We start from the raw sequence: 13,800 nt of genomic DNA on the forward strand, positions 1-13,800 counted from the left end.
TCGAGTGCCGTGAGCCCCATCGCCACAGATGCCTGCTCGAGAGGGTGTGGAAGCGTCGCTAGGGCGTTCGTTGTCCTATTCGTCCAAGCATGAGTGCTTGCGAAAGGGCGACCTTTCAGAGCCCAGCAAGGGCCTCGCCGGGAGCAAGAACGTGATCTGTCTCCTGCATTCTCGCTCGCGCAATCGGCAAGCCCAATTTCTCACAATGCGGAGTTCGTTGCGCGCAATCGATCAACGACTTCGGAGAGGACGTACCATACGAAGTTCGGGGTCGTCTCGATCATGAAGCGGAACTGCCTCGGGGTCACCAAGGCAATCTCGCACGCCTCGACAGCCTTTGCCGTCGCCGTGCGTTGCTTGTTGTCGATGAGCGAAACAATGCCAAACGGCCGGCCCTCGCCGACCTCTTCGATGAGCTTGCCGTGGCTGGTCACCTCGACCTTTCCGCTCAGAACGATGTAGGCGTGGGAGGCTTCGTCCCCCTCTCGAAAGACCGTATCACCGGCGGCATAATTGATGACGGTTCCCAAGCCGCGAGCCATTTGGCGAAAGTCGATGGGTTGGGCGGCTAGTCCTGTGGTCGAGGCAAGGTGGTTCATGAAGCACCTTTTCCTAGAGGAAGTCCGGTTGCGACATCTAGCAGGCTCCAGTCAGCCTGCCGCGGCGCTAAGCCGGCTTCTATGCGGAAAGCGAAAGAATAGGACAATTCGCGCAAACATCGCGAAAGCGGCGATGCGCCCCAGGCCTGCGTGGCACCCCGATCACCGGCCGCGTCGTCGATGACCTGAATCGCGACGCAAGGCGTCGCGCGGGGCCTCGCCAAATGCCGCCTTGTAATCCTGCGCGAAGCGGCCGGGATTGGTGAAGCCGAACCGAAGGGCGAGAGCGGTGACCGTGCCCGCGATGTCACCCGACCGGAGGGCGTCGCGCACCGCCTCGAGGCGGGCGAGGCGGATCGCTGCCAGCGGCGTTGCCTCGCGGAACCGCCGGAAGCCAAGTTGCAGGCTGCGCACGCTGCAGCCCGCCGCCTCCGCGACCTCGTGCAGCGCGATGGGCTCTTCGACATGGGCGCGGATATAGGCCTCCGCCTGCCGTATGTTTCCCGGGATAGCGGGGCTGCCCGCCCGTGCCAGATGATCCGAATGGTTGTGAGGGACCGCGCGCAGGAGCGTGTAGAGCATCAGGTCGGTGAAGGAACGGCTGGCGAGTTCGCTGCCCGCAAAGGGTTTCGGGCCGCCAAGCTCCTCCACCATCAGCCCCATAAGGCGCCTCAAGCTCTGCGCCTTCACCCCAGCCCAGTCGAAGACCGGCTCAAAGGCGAGGTCTTTCGCCACAGGCCCGCCCAGCAAAGCGGCCAATCGCTGGTTCAGGCTCGTCGCTGGGATCCAAACCGCAAGTCGCTCGTGGCTCCCAGTCGCGGACAGCGCCGTTCCGGGCTCACCGCGGTAGATCAGGCCCACGCTGCTGCCGATTCCAAGCGCCGTCCGAGCACCCGGCGCACCGCCGAACTCCAGGGCGCCCCTGCTCACGGCGGTGAGGCAGTAGTCGGGTATGCCGGATCCGGTGACCGTCAGCGTCGCGGCGAGCCGATCCGCAATGTAGGCGACATCCAGCTCGCCGACCCCGCTCGCGCCCCGGACCGAGAACAAATTCGGGGTCCGGTCGCCGCCGGTTCCCTCCTGTATCCTATAGCGCAACAGCTTGAATTGAGGCTTGACGAAGTGCGGCTGCAGCCGCGGCCAATACACGCCGCCTTCCAGCTCCTGCAGGTCGCGGATGCGGGCGAGCCGGAACCCTTCCGGTTCCCCGCCACACGCCAATGGCGATGCGGGATTGTTCGGATCGGTTCCAGCCTGCATCGCCACCGACTCGGTTCGAGCGCGGATCGGTTGCTGGTCACAGGTGGCCCCGATGTCAGCGAACCCGGTGCGGTAACTATATTGCAGAGCAATGCGAATTGCCATTGGTGAGAGCAAGCATTTAATCCTCGGCCCGCCATTGGATTGCTCATGAACCGAGACGCCCTAAGCCCGACGCTCCGAACGTCGGGAAGGGGCCACCTTTGCCCATCGGCCGGAGCGCCAACCAGACTGCCCGAAAGCAGACTTCCTGGATGTCGGGAAAGGGCCCGTTCAGCGGCTCGCCGCGAATGTCTCAAATGGGTCGAAATTCCCCCTTCGGTCTTGGTTCGGAAGCTGACCTTCGATCAGGCGAGATGGGAAGCGGGAGTCCACGTGCGGTGCCTGCCGCGATCTCGGCCTGCGCCAGATCCCTCCGGCTTTCCGCGAGCGCCTGAGCCCATGTAACCTTCAACCTGCGCGCGCCCCCTACCCCTCTAAATGGCCCGGCGAAGGGTTGTCGCGACGATGACGATCAGCTCCAAACCCGGCTTCGGCTCGAGCGGGAATCCGGTGCTCTCCGCGAGGATGAACCAAAGATCGGGAGAACGGCCGCGCGTGAATGACGAAGCCGTTTATTGAGCGTAGGATCGTGTTCGGAGCCTTCCGCCGAGAACGCGTTTCGAGGAAAAGGGCATGGGGCACGGCAGACGTCTTCGTTGGCGCGCCGATCACAATAGAGGCGCAGGCGGATTTCTGCGCGATCGACGCGGTGCGCGCCGACATCTACCCTCACCAAATATTCGGACGCGCCAATTCGGTATTTGCGCGGCAATTCAATCAAATTTCGCATTAAATTGTTGCAATGACACGCCAACCACTGACCAGAGGCGCATCATCAAGTTTTAAATTCCCTATTTATACATAATATCAGTCCTTGGTTGAATCTTGACCATCATAAATTGCAGCAACCGAAACAAAGGACTTGAGTGACTGCAGCTTGAGCCAGTGCCCGAAGCAGAGGCACGCCTCGAAACAAGGGTGGAATCGACCTATGCCGCTTCTGGAGCTTCAGGGCATCTCAAAGCACTTCGGTGCGATCGAAGCCCTCAAGGGCATCGATCTGGCGATCGATGCCGGAGAGGTCGTCGGTCTGATGGGCGACAATGGTGCCGGCAAATCGACCTTGGTGAAGATCGTCGCCGGCAATTTTCTCCCCTCCGAGGGCGAGCTTCGCCTTGATGGCATCGTCAAGCACTTTCGCCGGCCGGTCGACGCCCGGACTGACGGTATCGAGGTCGTCTATCAGGACCTCGCCCTGTGCGATAATCTGACTGCGGCCGCCAATGTCTTCCTCGGGCGCGAATTGAAGCGCCGCTTCGGTCCGCTGGTGATCCTCGACTACAAGGCGATGTATGCCCGCGCTGCAGAGCTGTTCAAGGAACTCAAGTCGGAGACCCGCCCCCGCGATCTCGTGAAACTGATGTCCGGCGGCCAGCGCCAGGCTGTGGCGATTGCGCGGACGCGCCTCGCCAATGCGAAGATGGTGCTCATGGACGAGCCGACGGCGGCGATCAGCGTTCGCCAGGTCGCCGAGGTGCTGGATCTGATCCACCGGCTCAAGGATAGCGGGATCGCCGTCGTCCTCATCAGTCACCGCATGCCGGACGTGTTCGCCGTCTGTGACCGGGTGGTCGTGATGAGGCGAGGACGCAAGGTCGCGGACAAGGCGATTGCATCGAGTTCTCCTGAAGAGGTGACCGGACTGATCACCGGCGCCATCCAGGCCGCCTGATGCTGCGCGAGGAGCCCCCTATGTCGAGCGCCATGATCCGCCCGGTTCCGGGCAGCGTCGCCATCGAGGACGTCACGGGCCTGCGGGAACGGAGTCTCCTGCAGAAGCTGCTCTCCAGCCAGCCCTTCTGGGTGACGGTCGCCCTCATCGCCATGGCGCTCGCGATGACATGGTATCAACCGGACGCGTTTGCCTCGGCCGACAACTTCTTCAACATCACGCGCAATTTCGCCTTCATCGGCATCATGGCCCTCGGCATGACCGCCGTCATCCTGACCGGCGGCATCGATTTGTCGGTTGGCTCCATCATGGGGCTCGCCGGCGTCGTGAGCGGGCTCGTCCTTCAGGCCGAGGGTCATTGGGTGTTCGCGATCCTCGCCGGCCTTCTCACCGGCGCGGCTGTCGGGGTCGTGAATGGCCTGCTGATTTCCTATGTCGGCCTGCCGGCCTTCGTCGTCACGCTCGGCATGCTGTCGGGCGCCCGATCGCTTGCCATCGTCCTTTCCGAAAACAAGATGATCTACGAATTCGGCCCTTCCGGAGACATGTTCAACGCCATCGGCGGCGGTTCCATCTTCGGCATTGCCAACCCGGTCTGGGTGCTGCTCATCCTGGCCATTCTGTTCAGTATCATCCTCAACGTCACCAGCTGGGGCAATTATCTCTACGCCATCGGAAGCAATGAGAACGCTGCCCGCCTGACGGGCGTGCCGGTCCGGCGGATCAAGCTGCAGGCCTATATCGTCTCAGGGCTGACAGCCGCACTGAGCTCCGTTCTCATCGTCGGCTGGCAAGGCTCCGCCATCAATGCACTCGGACAGGGCTATGAATTGCGGGTGATCGCTTCGACCGTGATCGGCGGCGCCGATCTGATGGGTGGCCAGGGCGGAGCCTACGGCGCCGTGATCGGGGCCGCGCTGATCGAGGTGATCCGCAATTCCCTGCTCATGGCCGGGGTCGATTCCAACTGGCAGGGCGCTTTCGTCGGCCTGTTCATCGTATTGGCGGTTCTGCTGCAGCGGATCCGCGGCAAGGGTTCGGCATGAAGAAGACCGGACAACAATAACCACCAGGAGGAGACGCACATGAAAACGCTGACTTTAGGTGTCGCCGCGCTCGCACTGCTCGCTGTTGGGGGAGAAGCCCAGTCACAGGGCAAGAAATACGTCTTCGCCCTGGTCCCCAAGAACATGAACAACCCCTTCTTCGATCAGGCCCGCGACGGCTGCAAGAAGGCAGAGAAGGAACTCAACGGCGCGATCGAGTGCCTCTATATCGGGCCGGGTGAGCATGGCGGCGGCGATGAACAGGTCCAGGTCATCAACGATCTCATCACCAAGAAGGTCGATGGCATCGCCGTCTCGCCGTCGAATGCAGCGGCGATGGGAAAGGCGCTCGAGGGTGCCAAAAAAGCGGGAATTCCGGTTCTGACCTGGGATTCCGACCTGCTTGCGAAGGATAAGGGCCTGCGCAGCGCCTATGTCGGCACGTATAACTACGACATTGGCGTCAATCTCGCGAAGCTCGTCCAGCAGATCAAGCCGAAGGGCGGCACGATCTGCATCCAGTCGGGTGGCGCAGCCGCTGCAAACCATAACGAGCGCATGCAAGGGATTCGCGATACGCTTTCCGGCGCGAAATCTGCCTCCGCGCCGGGAACAAAGCTCTCCGGCCAGCATGGCTGGACTGAAGCCGCGGGTTGCCCGCTCTATACCAATGACGACTTCCCGCTCTCGGTTCAGCAGATGGAAGATACGCTCGGCAAGAACCCCAAGCTCGATGCCTTCGTACCGACCGGCGGCTTCCCGCAGTTCATCCCGCAAGCGTATCGCAAGGTCGCCGAGAAGTATAAGGCCCGCATCGATGACGGCTCACTTGCACTGGTCGTCGCAGATACGCTGCCCGTCCAGATGGATCTTCTGAAGGCAGGCCTGTCCAAGGGACAAGTCGGTCAGCGCCCCTTCGAGATGGGTTACAAGACCATGCTGTTCCTGAAGGACATGAAGGACGGCAAGCCCGCCCCGAAGGATCCCACCTATACCGGCCTGGATGTCTGCACGCCGCAGAATGCCGCGACCTGCGTCGGCGCCGGGAGCTAGAGCTTCCGTCCGAAACGTGGATCGCGGTTTTCGGGGCAAAGCCAAAGGGTCAGAACAGCGGACTGGATACGATATCGGGTCCGATGATCGAGAGCCGGATGAGACTTAAAGCCAGGGCGGGATGCCATCCCGCTCTGGCGCTGACTTCGCCCGGGCTTTTGCATGGGTCCGGCTCGCGCCGAGAGCAGCCATCGGCCAATCTCCGGCATGGGTGGTGGGAGGCCGAAATTGGCGACCTCCTGGTAAACGGACATCATCGTCCGGCCGGCTCGCGGTCAGCCGCGATACGGTGCCAGGCAGGCGCCCCAGAACAGGCTGGAAAAATACCATGTTGGCGGCCCAAACCCGGCAGCCTCCAGCAAGGCCGCAACCTCGTTCTCCGAGGCGGGCGGATCGGCGCCCTGCAATATCCTGGCGCGCTTCGCCTCGACTTCGGCGGGCTTGGCACCGTGCATGCGCCAGCGCTCTGCCCAGGCCGCCAGCAGCAGAGGTTCGGCGGCGTAGGCAAAGCGATTGCCGGCAAGAATGAGAGGAGCGCCGGGTTTCAGCCGTGACGCAATGGCGTCAAGAAGGTCGCCCTTGGCCTTTCTCCCCGGGAGATGATGCAGCACGCCGATCAAGGTCGCGGCATCGAAATCGCGCCCGGCCGGAAGCTCTTCGACATAGCCGATCGCGATCTCCGTCCGCTCAAGGAATCCAAGCTCCTGCAACCGCCCCGCCGTAACATCCATCATCTGCGCCGACGGATCGACGGCAACAAATCTCCAGTCCGGTTCAAGAGCTGCGGCGCTGACAATCTCCTGTCCGCCGCCGCCAGCCCCAACGGCGAGCACGCGCGCTGTGCTGCCCGGACCGAGCGTCGCTGCCAGCATGCAGGCCGAAAGCTCATGACACGCTTCGTAACCTGCCAGCGCAATGCGGCTCTGGATGAGGTACTCGGCGGCGCGGTCGGCGTCGAATTTTGCGACGGAGATGGACGTGGATTCAGCCGGGGCCATGGCTACCTAGCGAAGCTTTTCTAATGCAGGCGCGCTGTGGGGAAGGCACGATGCGCTAGCCCTTCAATCGCTCATCCAGTCCGCCACGGCAAGATTTCGACAGCCAGGGACGGGGCGCTTTTGTGCATGGCGCTCCTGCCCGAGAGCGGACGCCGGTAATGCCCGAGATGGGTGGAGGCCGTGTGGAAACGTCTTTCAGGGTCGTGCTCTGACGATGCGACAGGGTCTGAGGGTCAGGCTCTCATGGCCTTCATCAACGTCGCCGCGCCGAGGATGGCGATGGCCCGCTTGAGATTGTAGGCCAGCACATGGAGGCTCATCTCGGTTCCGACATTGGGGAGGTGGCGGGTCAGGAAGTGACTTCGGCCCATCCAGTCCTTGATCGTGCCGAAGACGTGCTCGACCGTGCGCCTTCGGATCCGCATGGCGTCGGGCATGCGATCGAGCCGGCGCTGCATGGCCTCGATCACCACCTCGTGCTCCCAGCGCTTGATGCGGCGCTGCTTGCCGGTGGTGCATTGGTCTTTGACCAGGCAGGCTCCGCAGCCGTCGGCCCAGTAGGTATGGAGTGTCAGATCCTTCTCGACCGATGAGAAGCGCCATGTGAGCGTCTCGCCGGCGGGACAGCGATAGGTGTCGCTCGGAGCATCGTAGGTGAAGTCCTGCTTGCCCCAGCGCCCGTCGGCTTTGGCCCCTGATGTCAGGGGCTTGGGGACGATGGCGGAGATGCCGATCTCGTCGCAGGCCAGGACCTCCTCGCCTGAGAAGTAGCCGCGATCGGCCAGCACAGTCAGCGCACCGGCTCCTGTCGCATCCTTTGCCTGACGCCCCATGCTGGCGAGCTGGCTGCGGTCGTGGCCGATGTTGGTGACCTCATGAGCCACGATCAGATGATGTTTGGCGTCGACCGCCGCCTGAACGTTGTAGCCGACGAGGCCAGTGCCCTTGCCGTTGGTGGCCATGGCGCGGGCGTCGGGATCGGTCAGCGAGACCTGACGGTCTGGCGCCACCGCGACGACGTGGTCCATCGCCTGGAGGTCACGCATCTGCTGACGCAGGCGATCAAGCCGGTCCTTGAGGCGGATGCTGCGCATCTGCGCGACGTCATCCTCCTGCCGGTCGGCCGTATCGAGCAGCGACAGATAGCGTGCGATGCTTGCCTCCACCTGCTCCATCCGGCGACGGATCGCGCCGGGCGTGAAGTTCTTGTCGCGCGTGTTGACGGCCTTGAACCGGCTGCCGTCCACGGCCACGGTGCCGCCTGCCAGAAGGCCGAGTTGGCGGCACAGCACGACGAACTGCGCGCAGGCAGCCCGGATCGCAGCCCCATTGTCACGGCGAAAGTCGGCGATGGTCTTGAAGTCGGGCGCAAGCTTGCCCGTCAGCCACATCACCTCGACGTTGCGGCCGGCCTCGCGCTCCAGCCGGCGGCTCGACTGAACCTGGTTGAGGTAGCCGTAGAGGTACAGCTTGAGAAGGGTAGCGGGGTGGTATCCAGGCCGCCCCGTCGAGGCCGGGCCGGCAAAGCCCATCGTTCCCAGATCGAGTTCGTCGATGAAGACATCCACCACCCGGACCGGATTATCTTCGCTGACGTAGTCCTCAAGACAGTCGGGCAGGAGCAGTCTCTGCAGCCGGGTCTCGCCTTCGATGTAGCGCGCCATGCAAGCCCTCGGATCGCTCCAGAAAGCCTACCAGATCAGCCCGTTTCCACACAGCCTCGGTGGTTTGCCGACACTCCCGCAGTGCCGTAGCTTCCACGCAAACTGCTTTCTTTTCTCCGGGGGTGGCTCTGTCTCGGACTTCTATGAAAGGTGCTGTCATCGGCCTCGCGGTCGTCGGCGTTGCATGGGGCGGATATTCACTGGTGAGCCGTAGCATGCAGAGGGGCACCCTGCCTCAGAAGCTTCAAACGGGCTGGTTCTACGCCGAAGGTAGTTGCTCGCGCCTTCTCAGTCACCAAGGGGCATTTTCTTTCAGCATGAGCGAGCAGACTGTCGAGGCGATCAAATCGAAGGGCATCGACTTCTTCACGGACATCAACGACCCGAAAAATCAAGCAACCAGATTATATTTCTATGGCGAGTGGAAGGAGACACCTGTCCCTGCATCGTTCTTTTCGGACGGGCTGCCGCCGAACCTCCATTGCGGTCAGGAGCATTCGTGGCTTTGGCCAAACGGGATACCGGAAGCGCTGAAGCGACCGGGCAGCTTCTACCAAGAGTCGGGGAACACACGCCGACTTTTTGTCCTGCCCGAACTCAGTTTGGTAGTGGGTAGTGCGTCTGACCGATAGATCCACCCAAGCGCCCGCTATGGGTCGACCCAAGGCGGGCGCGACAGCAGTTCAGGCGGTGTCCGACCCTTCACCTCGCTCGCGCAACTCGCCCATATCCCGCTCAAGGAAGAAATTCAGGAAGGTCCGAATGATCGCGACAGCCGCCAGGCGGCCGATGCCCTCCCAACTCGGTGTAATGGCTGTTTCGATGATGTCGGCGGCAAGCTGGAACGTCAGCCCCGCGACCAGCCAGCGCCCAAACCGGAGCCAGACGGAAGCGTGAACCGTGTTGTTGGGATAGAAGAACAATTTGGCCGCGACCGCGAAGGCCTGCACGGACCCATAACCGATGACGACCAGGGCAAACCCGTTGATGATCAGCACCGCGTGGCGCGTCAGATAGATCAGTCACTCTTCCATCTCGGCATGTCTCCGATGCGAGATCGATCGCCCAACTGGATCATCGGGCCGGATATCGTATCCAGCCCGATGACCTGACCTCCTGTGTTTGCATCGGCTTTTCCCCGAAAACCGCAATCCATGTTTCGGGCCGATGCTCTAGCCGACCTGCATTCTGCGACCGCGCCTGACAATTGCGATGTAGCCAGCCGCTGCGATGATGCTGATGATGAGGTGGCAGACGATCACGGCCATGATCTCCGGCTTCTGCTCCGGAAAGTTGAATGTCGCGATCGCCAGCGCCATTCCGGGATGGCGCGCGCTCGTGGCCAAAGCCAAAACCGGCCGGTCATTCGCATCAGGGCCACCGAGGAGATGCCCCACCGCAAGCCCGAGCAGTGAAAAAGCCAGAAGCACCATGACGCCGCCTTGGCCCAGGAGGCTCCACACCGCTCCTGACATGGTGAACAGGATGGGGAGCACCGCGGACGCCAGAAGGAGGGTGGCGGCGGCCGACAAGGGGCGAGCAATCCTCCCGGCAAGATCCGGAGCGAGACGCCGGACCAGCATGCCGAGAACAAGCGGCGCCATAACCGAGATCAGGACGATGGGAAGCACCCTGGCAACCGGGGCGTGAGCCTGGACGCCAAAGAGCTTTCCGATCAGTTCGATCGATAGCGGCACCAGTACGATTGCCAGCAGTATCTCCGCCACCAGCAGCCCGATGGCGTAGGATCCGTCGCCACCGGCCTTCAATTGTTTCCTCGGCATGATGGGCGGGACCGGCGACACCGCGATCGTCATGATCGCGACCTCGGTCGCAAACGCCAGATCGAGCCACAGACACATCGCGGCGGCGAAGGCGACCATGACCACGTTCATCGCCAGGACCGAGCGAGCCAAAAGTCCTGGCCGGCGCAAAAGAACGGTGGCGTCCCGCACATCGGCGCTAAGGCCGATCGTCGTGACCATCAGGAAGATGCTGATCGAGATCGCGATCGGTATCGCCTGGGCAAGGGTCACGGCTTCCCTCCCGGAGTGCACCCAACGCGACTCAACCGGGCTTGCCCCGGGGACCACATCGCAAGGGGCTCCAATCGCTCATGCGAATGGCCCAACATTCAACGTCATCCCCATGATCGCTATCAGGCCAACGAGCAGGAGCAGCACGGCAACGATCAATGTCAGCGACGTCGGAAAAACGCTTTGACCATGGATCAAACCTGCCTTTGTCATCTCGGCGCGTTCTTGTCGGAGGCCCTGCATGAACTGCAGATGGTAGATGATGCCGACGACCAGCATGCCGACCCCCAGATACACCAGGGCCAAGCCGAAATTCCGCGGCGAGCCGCTGGTCAACGTCCCGGCCTCGCGGAGCTTCTGGAAGAACTGGAAGATCGTGAAGCCAAAGCCGATCAGCGAGAGCGAAGTGCGGATCACCGACATCAGGGTTCGGTCCGCGCTCATCCGGGTTCGCTGGAATGACATGCCCGTCCGGCGCGAAGCGAGCTCCGTGGAAATCTGGCCATCGCTGGACTGCGCCGTAACGACCGGCCTCATATCGTCAGGATGACCGCTCATCGGTTCTGCTCCATCGGTCCGGACCCCGCGAACGACGCATCTGAAGCCGGCATGGCTCGTCGAGCTATCGAAAGCTTCGGCATGCCGGGCAGCGGAGCGACAGAGGCCGGCACATCGTTCACTTTGGCGGCGGCCCGGGTGGTCCGCGGGAACGCGTAGAGTTGCCGCGCCCTCTGCTCATTGGCTCCAAGGCCCGCCCGGCATGCTGCCGGGCGGATGTCCAAGGGGAGCGCCCTTCTTCTAGTGCCCGCCAGACGACGAGGCTTCCGTCATCTTCTCGATGACCTGGTCGAGACTGAAGCTCGCCGACTTCTGCCGCGGTGGGAACTCCTTGAAGGTCGCCAGGAACTCCGCGACGATCGCCTGCGCCGGAACGAGCAGGAAGATGTGGCGGAACATCCAGTCGTAGAAGGTGTTCGACGTGATCTGCGCGCGCTCATACGGGTCCATCCGCATGTTGAAGATATAGGGCGTACGCAGCACGACGAACGGTTCCTGCCAGATCTTCAGCGTTCCTGTGACGCGCTGCTCCATGAACAGCATTTTCCAGTTATCGTAGCGCAGCGCCGCAACGTCGCCGTCGTCGGTGAAGTAGATGAAGCCCTTGCGCGGGCATTCTTTCTCTTTGCCCGTGAGATACGGCAGCAGATTATAGCCGTCGAGATGCACCTTGAAGGTGGTCTTGCCCACCTTGTGGCCTTTCTTCAGCTTCTCGGCGATATCGGGCTCGCCGGCGATCGCCAGGATGGTCGGGAACCAATCCTGATGGCTGATGATCGCGTTGGATTCGGAGCCGGCAGCAATCTTGCCAGGAAACCGCACCATGCAGGGCACACGATAGGCGCCTTCCCAGCTCGAATTCTTCTCGTTCCGGAACGGTGTCGTCCCCGCATCCGGCCAGGTGTTCATGTGCGGGCCGTTATCGGTGCTGTACTGCACGAAGGTGTTGTCGGCGATACCGAGTTCGTCAAGGAAATCGAGCATCTCGCCGATGCACTTGTCGTGGTCGATCATCACGTCGTGATATTCGGACTGCCAGCGGCCGGATTGGCCACGGCTCTCCGGCTTCACATGCGTCCATGCGTGCATGTGCGATGTGTTGAACCAGACGAAGAAGGGTTCGCCGGCGTCATGGGCGGCCTTGATGAACGTCTTGGCCGCGGCCATGAACTCGTCGTCGCAGGTTTCCATCCGCTTCTTGGTCAGCGGGCCGGTGTTCTCGATCTTCTGGCCGCCCTTGCCGTCGGCCCAGCAATGCAGCACTCCGCGCGGACCGTACTTCTTCTTGAAATTGGGGAAATCCTTGGCGTTGGGATAATCGACTTCCTCCGGCTCTTCCTCAGCGTTCAGGTGGTAAAGGTTGCCGAAGAACTCGTCGAAGCCATGCATCGTCGGCAGGTGCTCGTCGCGATCGCCAAGGTGGTTCTTTCCGAACTGACCGGTGCGGTATCCGAGTGGCTTCAGCGCCTCCGCGACAGTGATGTCCTGCGCCTTGAGGCCGAGTTCGGCGCCGGGAAGGCCGACCTTGGTGAGGCCGGTACGCAGACCGCACTGCCCGGTCAGGAACGAGGCGCGGCCGGCGGTGCAGCTCTGCTCCGCATAGGAGTCGGTGAAGATCATGCCTTCCCTAGCGATGCGGTCGATATTGGGCGTCCTGTAGCCCATCAAGCCTTTTGTATAGCAACTCAGGTTCGACTGACCGATATCGTCGCCCCACATCACCAGAACATTCGGTTTCTTGGTCGCCATTTCGCTCGCTCCCATGTTGAACCACGGTGCATTTCGCCAAGGCTGTCGGATAAGGTCGTTGCAGCTTCACCGTCTGCATAATCTGCCGCCAATCTGGGAAAGGCCATCGGGGCGGCCCCGCGGGTTCACCGAGGGTAAGCCTCAATAAACCTATCCCGAAATCCTGTCGAGAACCCGGTCAGTATCGGCAGAGAAGCAGACGCGTTCGATTGGACTTACTTGGCTACTGGCAGAATCCTCAATATCATCGGTCCAATAGCGGCATGCGCATCGATCTCGGATCGCCGCGGATATTTCGATTCTTGAGTTATGATTCAAATTAGTTTCATTTTAGAGGCAAATTAATTCGTTAATGTGAGATGGTATTCTCCTTTGATTTCCACACCTCCGCGTCACCAAACGGAGCTTTGCATCTCATTATTATTCCGATTGCTGTGATTTTATTCGATCTCGATACAGGTCTTTTCTTGACCGCCAGCTTTGAACGATATCAAACTGCACCAGGATTCGCGATGCAAGGAACCTCATATGGTCTTGCCGGCGCCTCGATCAGTTTCAACGCTGCTGATCCTTCTTGGCGCGGGCATGGCGGTTCCGGCCCAGGCCCAAAGCTGCAAATCATCAGGTGGCCTGGCCTTTCTCGGCACCACGACGGATGAGGCTCAAACGGTCTGGCTCTCGGGGACGGGCCCAGGTTCCTTCAGCCTCGAGGCTGCTCAGGGCAACCAGACCGTCGACACCTGGTCAAAAACAAAACGTGGCCTGCACGTTTCGTCGTCTCCTTTCGTTTCCAACGGCAATGGCGGCACCCACAGGCTCTTCGACGTAGGCGACGGAAAGCCGTGCCTGATCGACACAAAGAATCAGCAGGGCGGCTTCAAGATCCCGCCTAATCTCTCGCTGCCCGCGACCACGCTGCCCGGACGCCTGCTTCCGCCGATCGGAAAGCTGTTCCCTGATTTCCAGGGTCCGAGCCTGCCCAATGTCCGACCTCCGGCCACGGGGATCACACCGGGAGTACCGGGTGGGTTCAGGCCTCCCGTTGCAGCGTTGCCACCATCGG

General features: G+C 61.7%; 13 protein-coding genes. 5 read left to right on the top strand and 8 right to left on the bottom strand.

The annotated features are described in order from the left end of the window. Positions 1 to 200: 200 nt before the first annotated feature. Positions 201 to 599, bottom strand: coding sequence for a Crp/Fnr family transcriptional regulator (locus tag BIWAKO_RS28910; protein WP_084651967.1), 399 nt, complete (start codon positions 597 to 599; stop codon positions 201 to 203). 162 nt (positions 600 to 761) lie between these two features. Further along, positions 762 to 1,976 carry a helix-turn-helix domain-containing protein gene (locus BIWAKO_RS28915; RefSeq protein ID WP_210185097.1) on the bottom strand — a complete coding sequence of 405 codons (1,215 nt, stop codon included), beginning with the start codon at positions 1,974 to 1,976 and terminating at the stop codon, positions 762 to 764. Positions 1,977 to 2,460: 484 nt separating this feature from the next. Here BIWAKO_RS28915 and BIWAKO_RS28920 point away from each other — a divergent pair, with 484 nt between their 5' ends. From BIWAKO_RS28920 to BIWAKO_RS28935, 4 genes are all read left to right on the top strand, one after another. After that, the gene (locus BIWAKO_RS28920) at positions 2,461 to 2,694 is read left to right on the top strand and encodes a hypothetical protein (RefSeq protein WP_069881582.1); all 234 of its coding nucleotides are present in this window, start codon (positions 2,461 to 2,463) and stop codon (positions 2,692 to 2,694) included. A 198-nt stretch (positions 2,695 to 2,892) separates the two neighbouring features. Next, positions 2,893 to 3,633 carry an ATP-binding cassette domain-containing protein gene (locus BIWAKO_RS28925; protein WP_069881583.1) on the top strand — a complete coding sequence of 247 codons (741 nt, stop codon included), beginning with the start codon at positions 2,893 to 2,895 and terminating at the stop codon, positions 3,631 to 3,633. 20 nt (positions 3,634 to 3,653) lie between these two features. Beyond that, on the top strand, positions 3,654 to 4,679 hold the full coding sequence (locus BIWAKO_RS28930; protein WP_244523575.1) for an ABC transporter permease: 1,026 nt from the start codon (positions 3,654 to 3,656) through the stop codon (positions 4,677 to 4,679). 39 nt (positions 4,680 to 4,718) lie between these two features. Next, positions 4,719 to 5,732, top strand: a complete 1,014-nt coding sequence (locus BIWAKO_RS28935; protein ID WP_069881584.1) for a sugar-binding protein — start codon at positions 4,719 to 4,721, stop codon at positions 5,730 to 5,732. 275 nt (positions 5,733 to 6,007) lie between these two features. On the opposite strand, the gene BIWAKO_RS28940 is transcribed toward BIWAKO_RS28935, so the two are convergent. Both BIWAKO_RS28940 and BIWAKO_RS28945 read right to left on the bottom strand, forming a co-directional pair. After that, entirely contained in the window at positions 6,008 to 6,730 is a 723-nt protein-coding gene (locus BIWAKO_RS28940; protein ID WP_069881585.1) for a class I SAM-dependent methyltransferase, read from the bottom strand. Between the two features lie 233 nt (positions 6,731 to 6,963). Beyond that, on the bottom strand, positions 6,964 to 8,394 hold the full coding sequence (locus BIWAKO_RS28945; RefSeq protein ID WP_069879486.1) for an IS1182 family transposase: 1,431 nt from the start codon (positions 8,392 to 8,394) through the stop codon (positions 6,964 to 6,966). Between the two features lie 143 nt (positions 8,395 to 8,537). Here BIWAKO_RS28945 and BIWAKO_RS28950 point away from each other — a divergent pair, with 143 nt between their 5' ends. Beyond that, positions 8,538 to 9,026 (top strand): hypothetical protein, encoded by a 489-nt coding sequence (locus tag BIWAKO_RS28950; protein ID WP_069881586.1) that lies wholly within the window; start codon positions 8,538 to 8,540, stop codon positions 9,024 to 9,026. Between the two features lie 51 nt (positions 9,027 to 9,077). On the opposite strand, the gene BIWAKO_RS28955 is transcribed toward BIWAKO_RS28950, so the two are convergent. The 4 genes from BIWAKO_RS28955 to BIWAKO_RS28970 form a co-directional block, all read right to left on the bottom strand. Next, positions 9,078 to 9,392 (bottom strand): DUF1622 domain-containing protein, encoded by a 315-nt coding sequence (locus tag BIWAKO_RS28955; protein WP_244523576.1) that lies wholly within the window; start codon positions 9,390 to 9,392, stop codon positions 9,078 to 9,080. A gap of 174 nt (positions 9,393 to 9,566) precedes the next feature. Further along, the gene (locus BIWAKO_RS28960; RefSeq protein WP_069881587.1) at positions 9,567 to 10,430 is read right to left on the bottom strand and encodes a hypothetical protein; all 864 of its coding nucleotides are present in this window, start codon (positions 10,428 to 10,430) and stop codon (positions 9,567 to 9,569) included. A gap of 78 nt (positions 10,431 to 10,508) precedes the next feature. Next, positions 10,509 to 10,895: a YidH family protein gene (locus tag BIWAKO_RS28965; protein WP_069882895.1), complete on the bottom strand. Its 387-nt coding sequence runs from the start codon at positions 10,893 to 10,895 to the stop codon at positions 10,509 to 10,511. 333 nt (positions 10,896 to 11,228) lie between these two features. After that, complete coding sequence (locus tag BIWAKO_RS28970; protein WP_069882896.1) at positions 11,229 to 12,737, bottom strand: arylsulfatase; 1,509 nt, start codon at positions 12,735 to 12,737, stop codon at positions 11,229 to 11,231. Positions 12,738 to 13,800 lie beyond the last annotated feature (1,063 nt).

This window comes from Bosea sp. BIWAKO-01 (genome assembly GCF_001748145.1).
GTDB lineage: Bacteria > Pseudomonadota > Alphaproteobacteria > Rhizobiales > Beijerinckiaceae > Allobosea.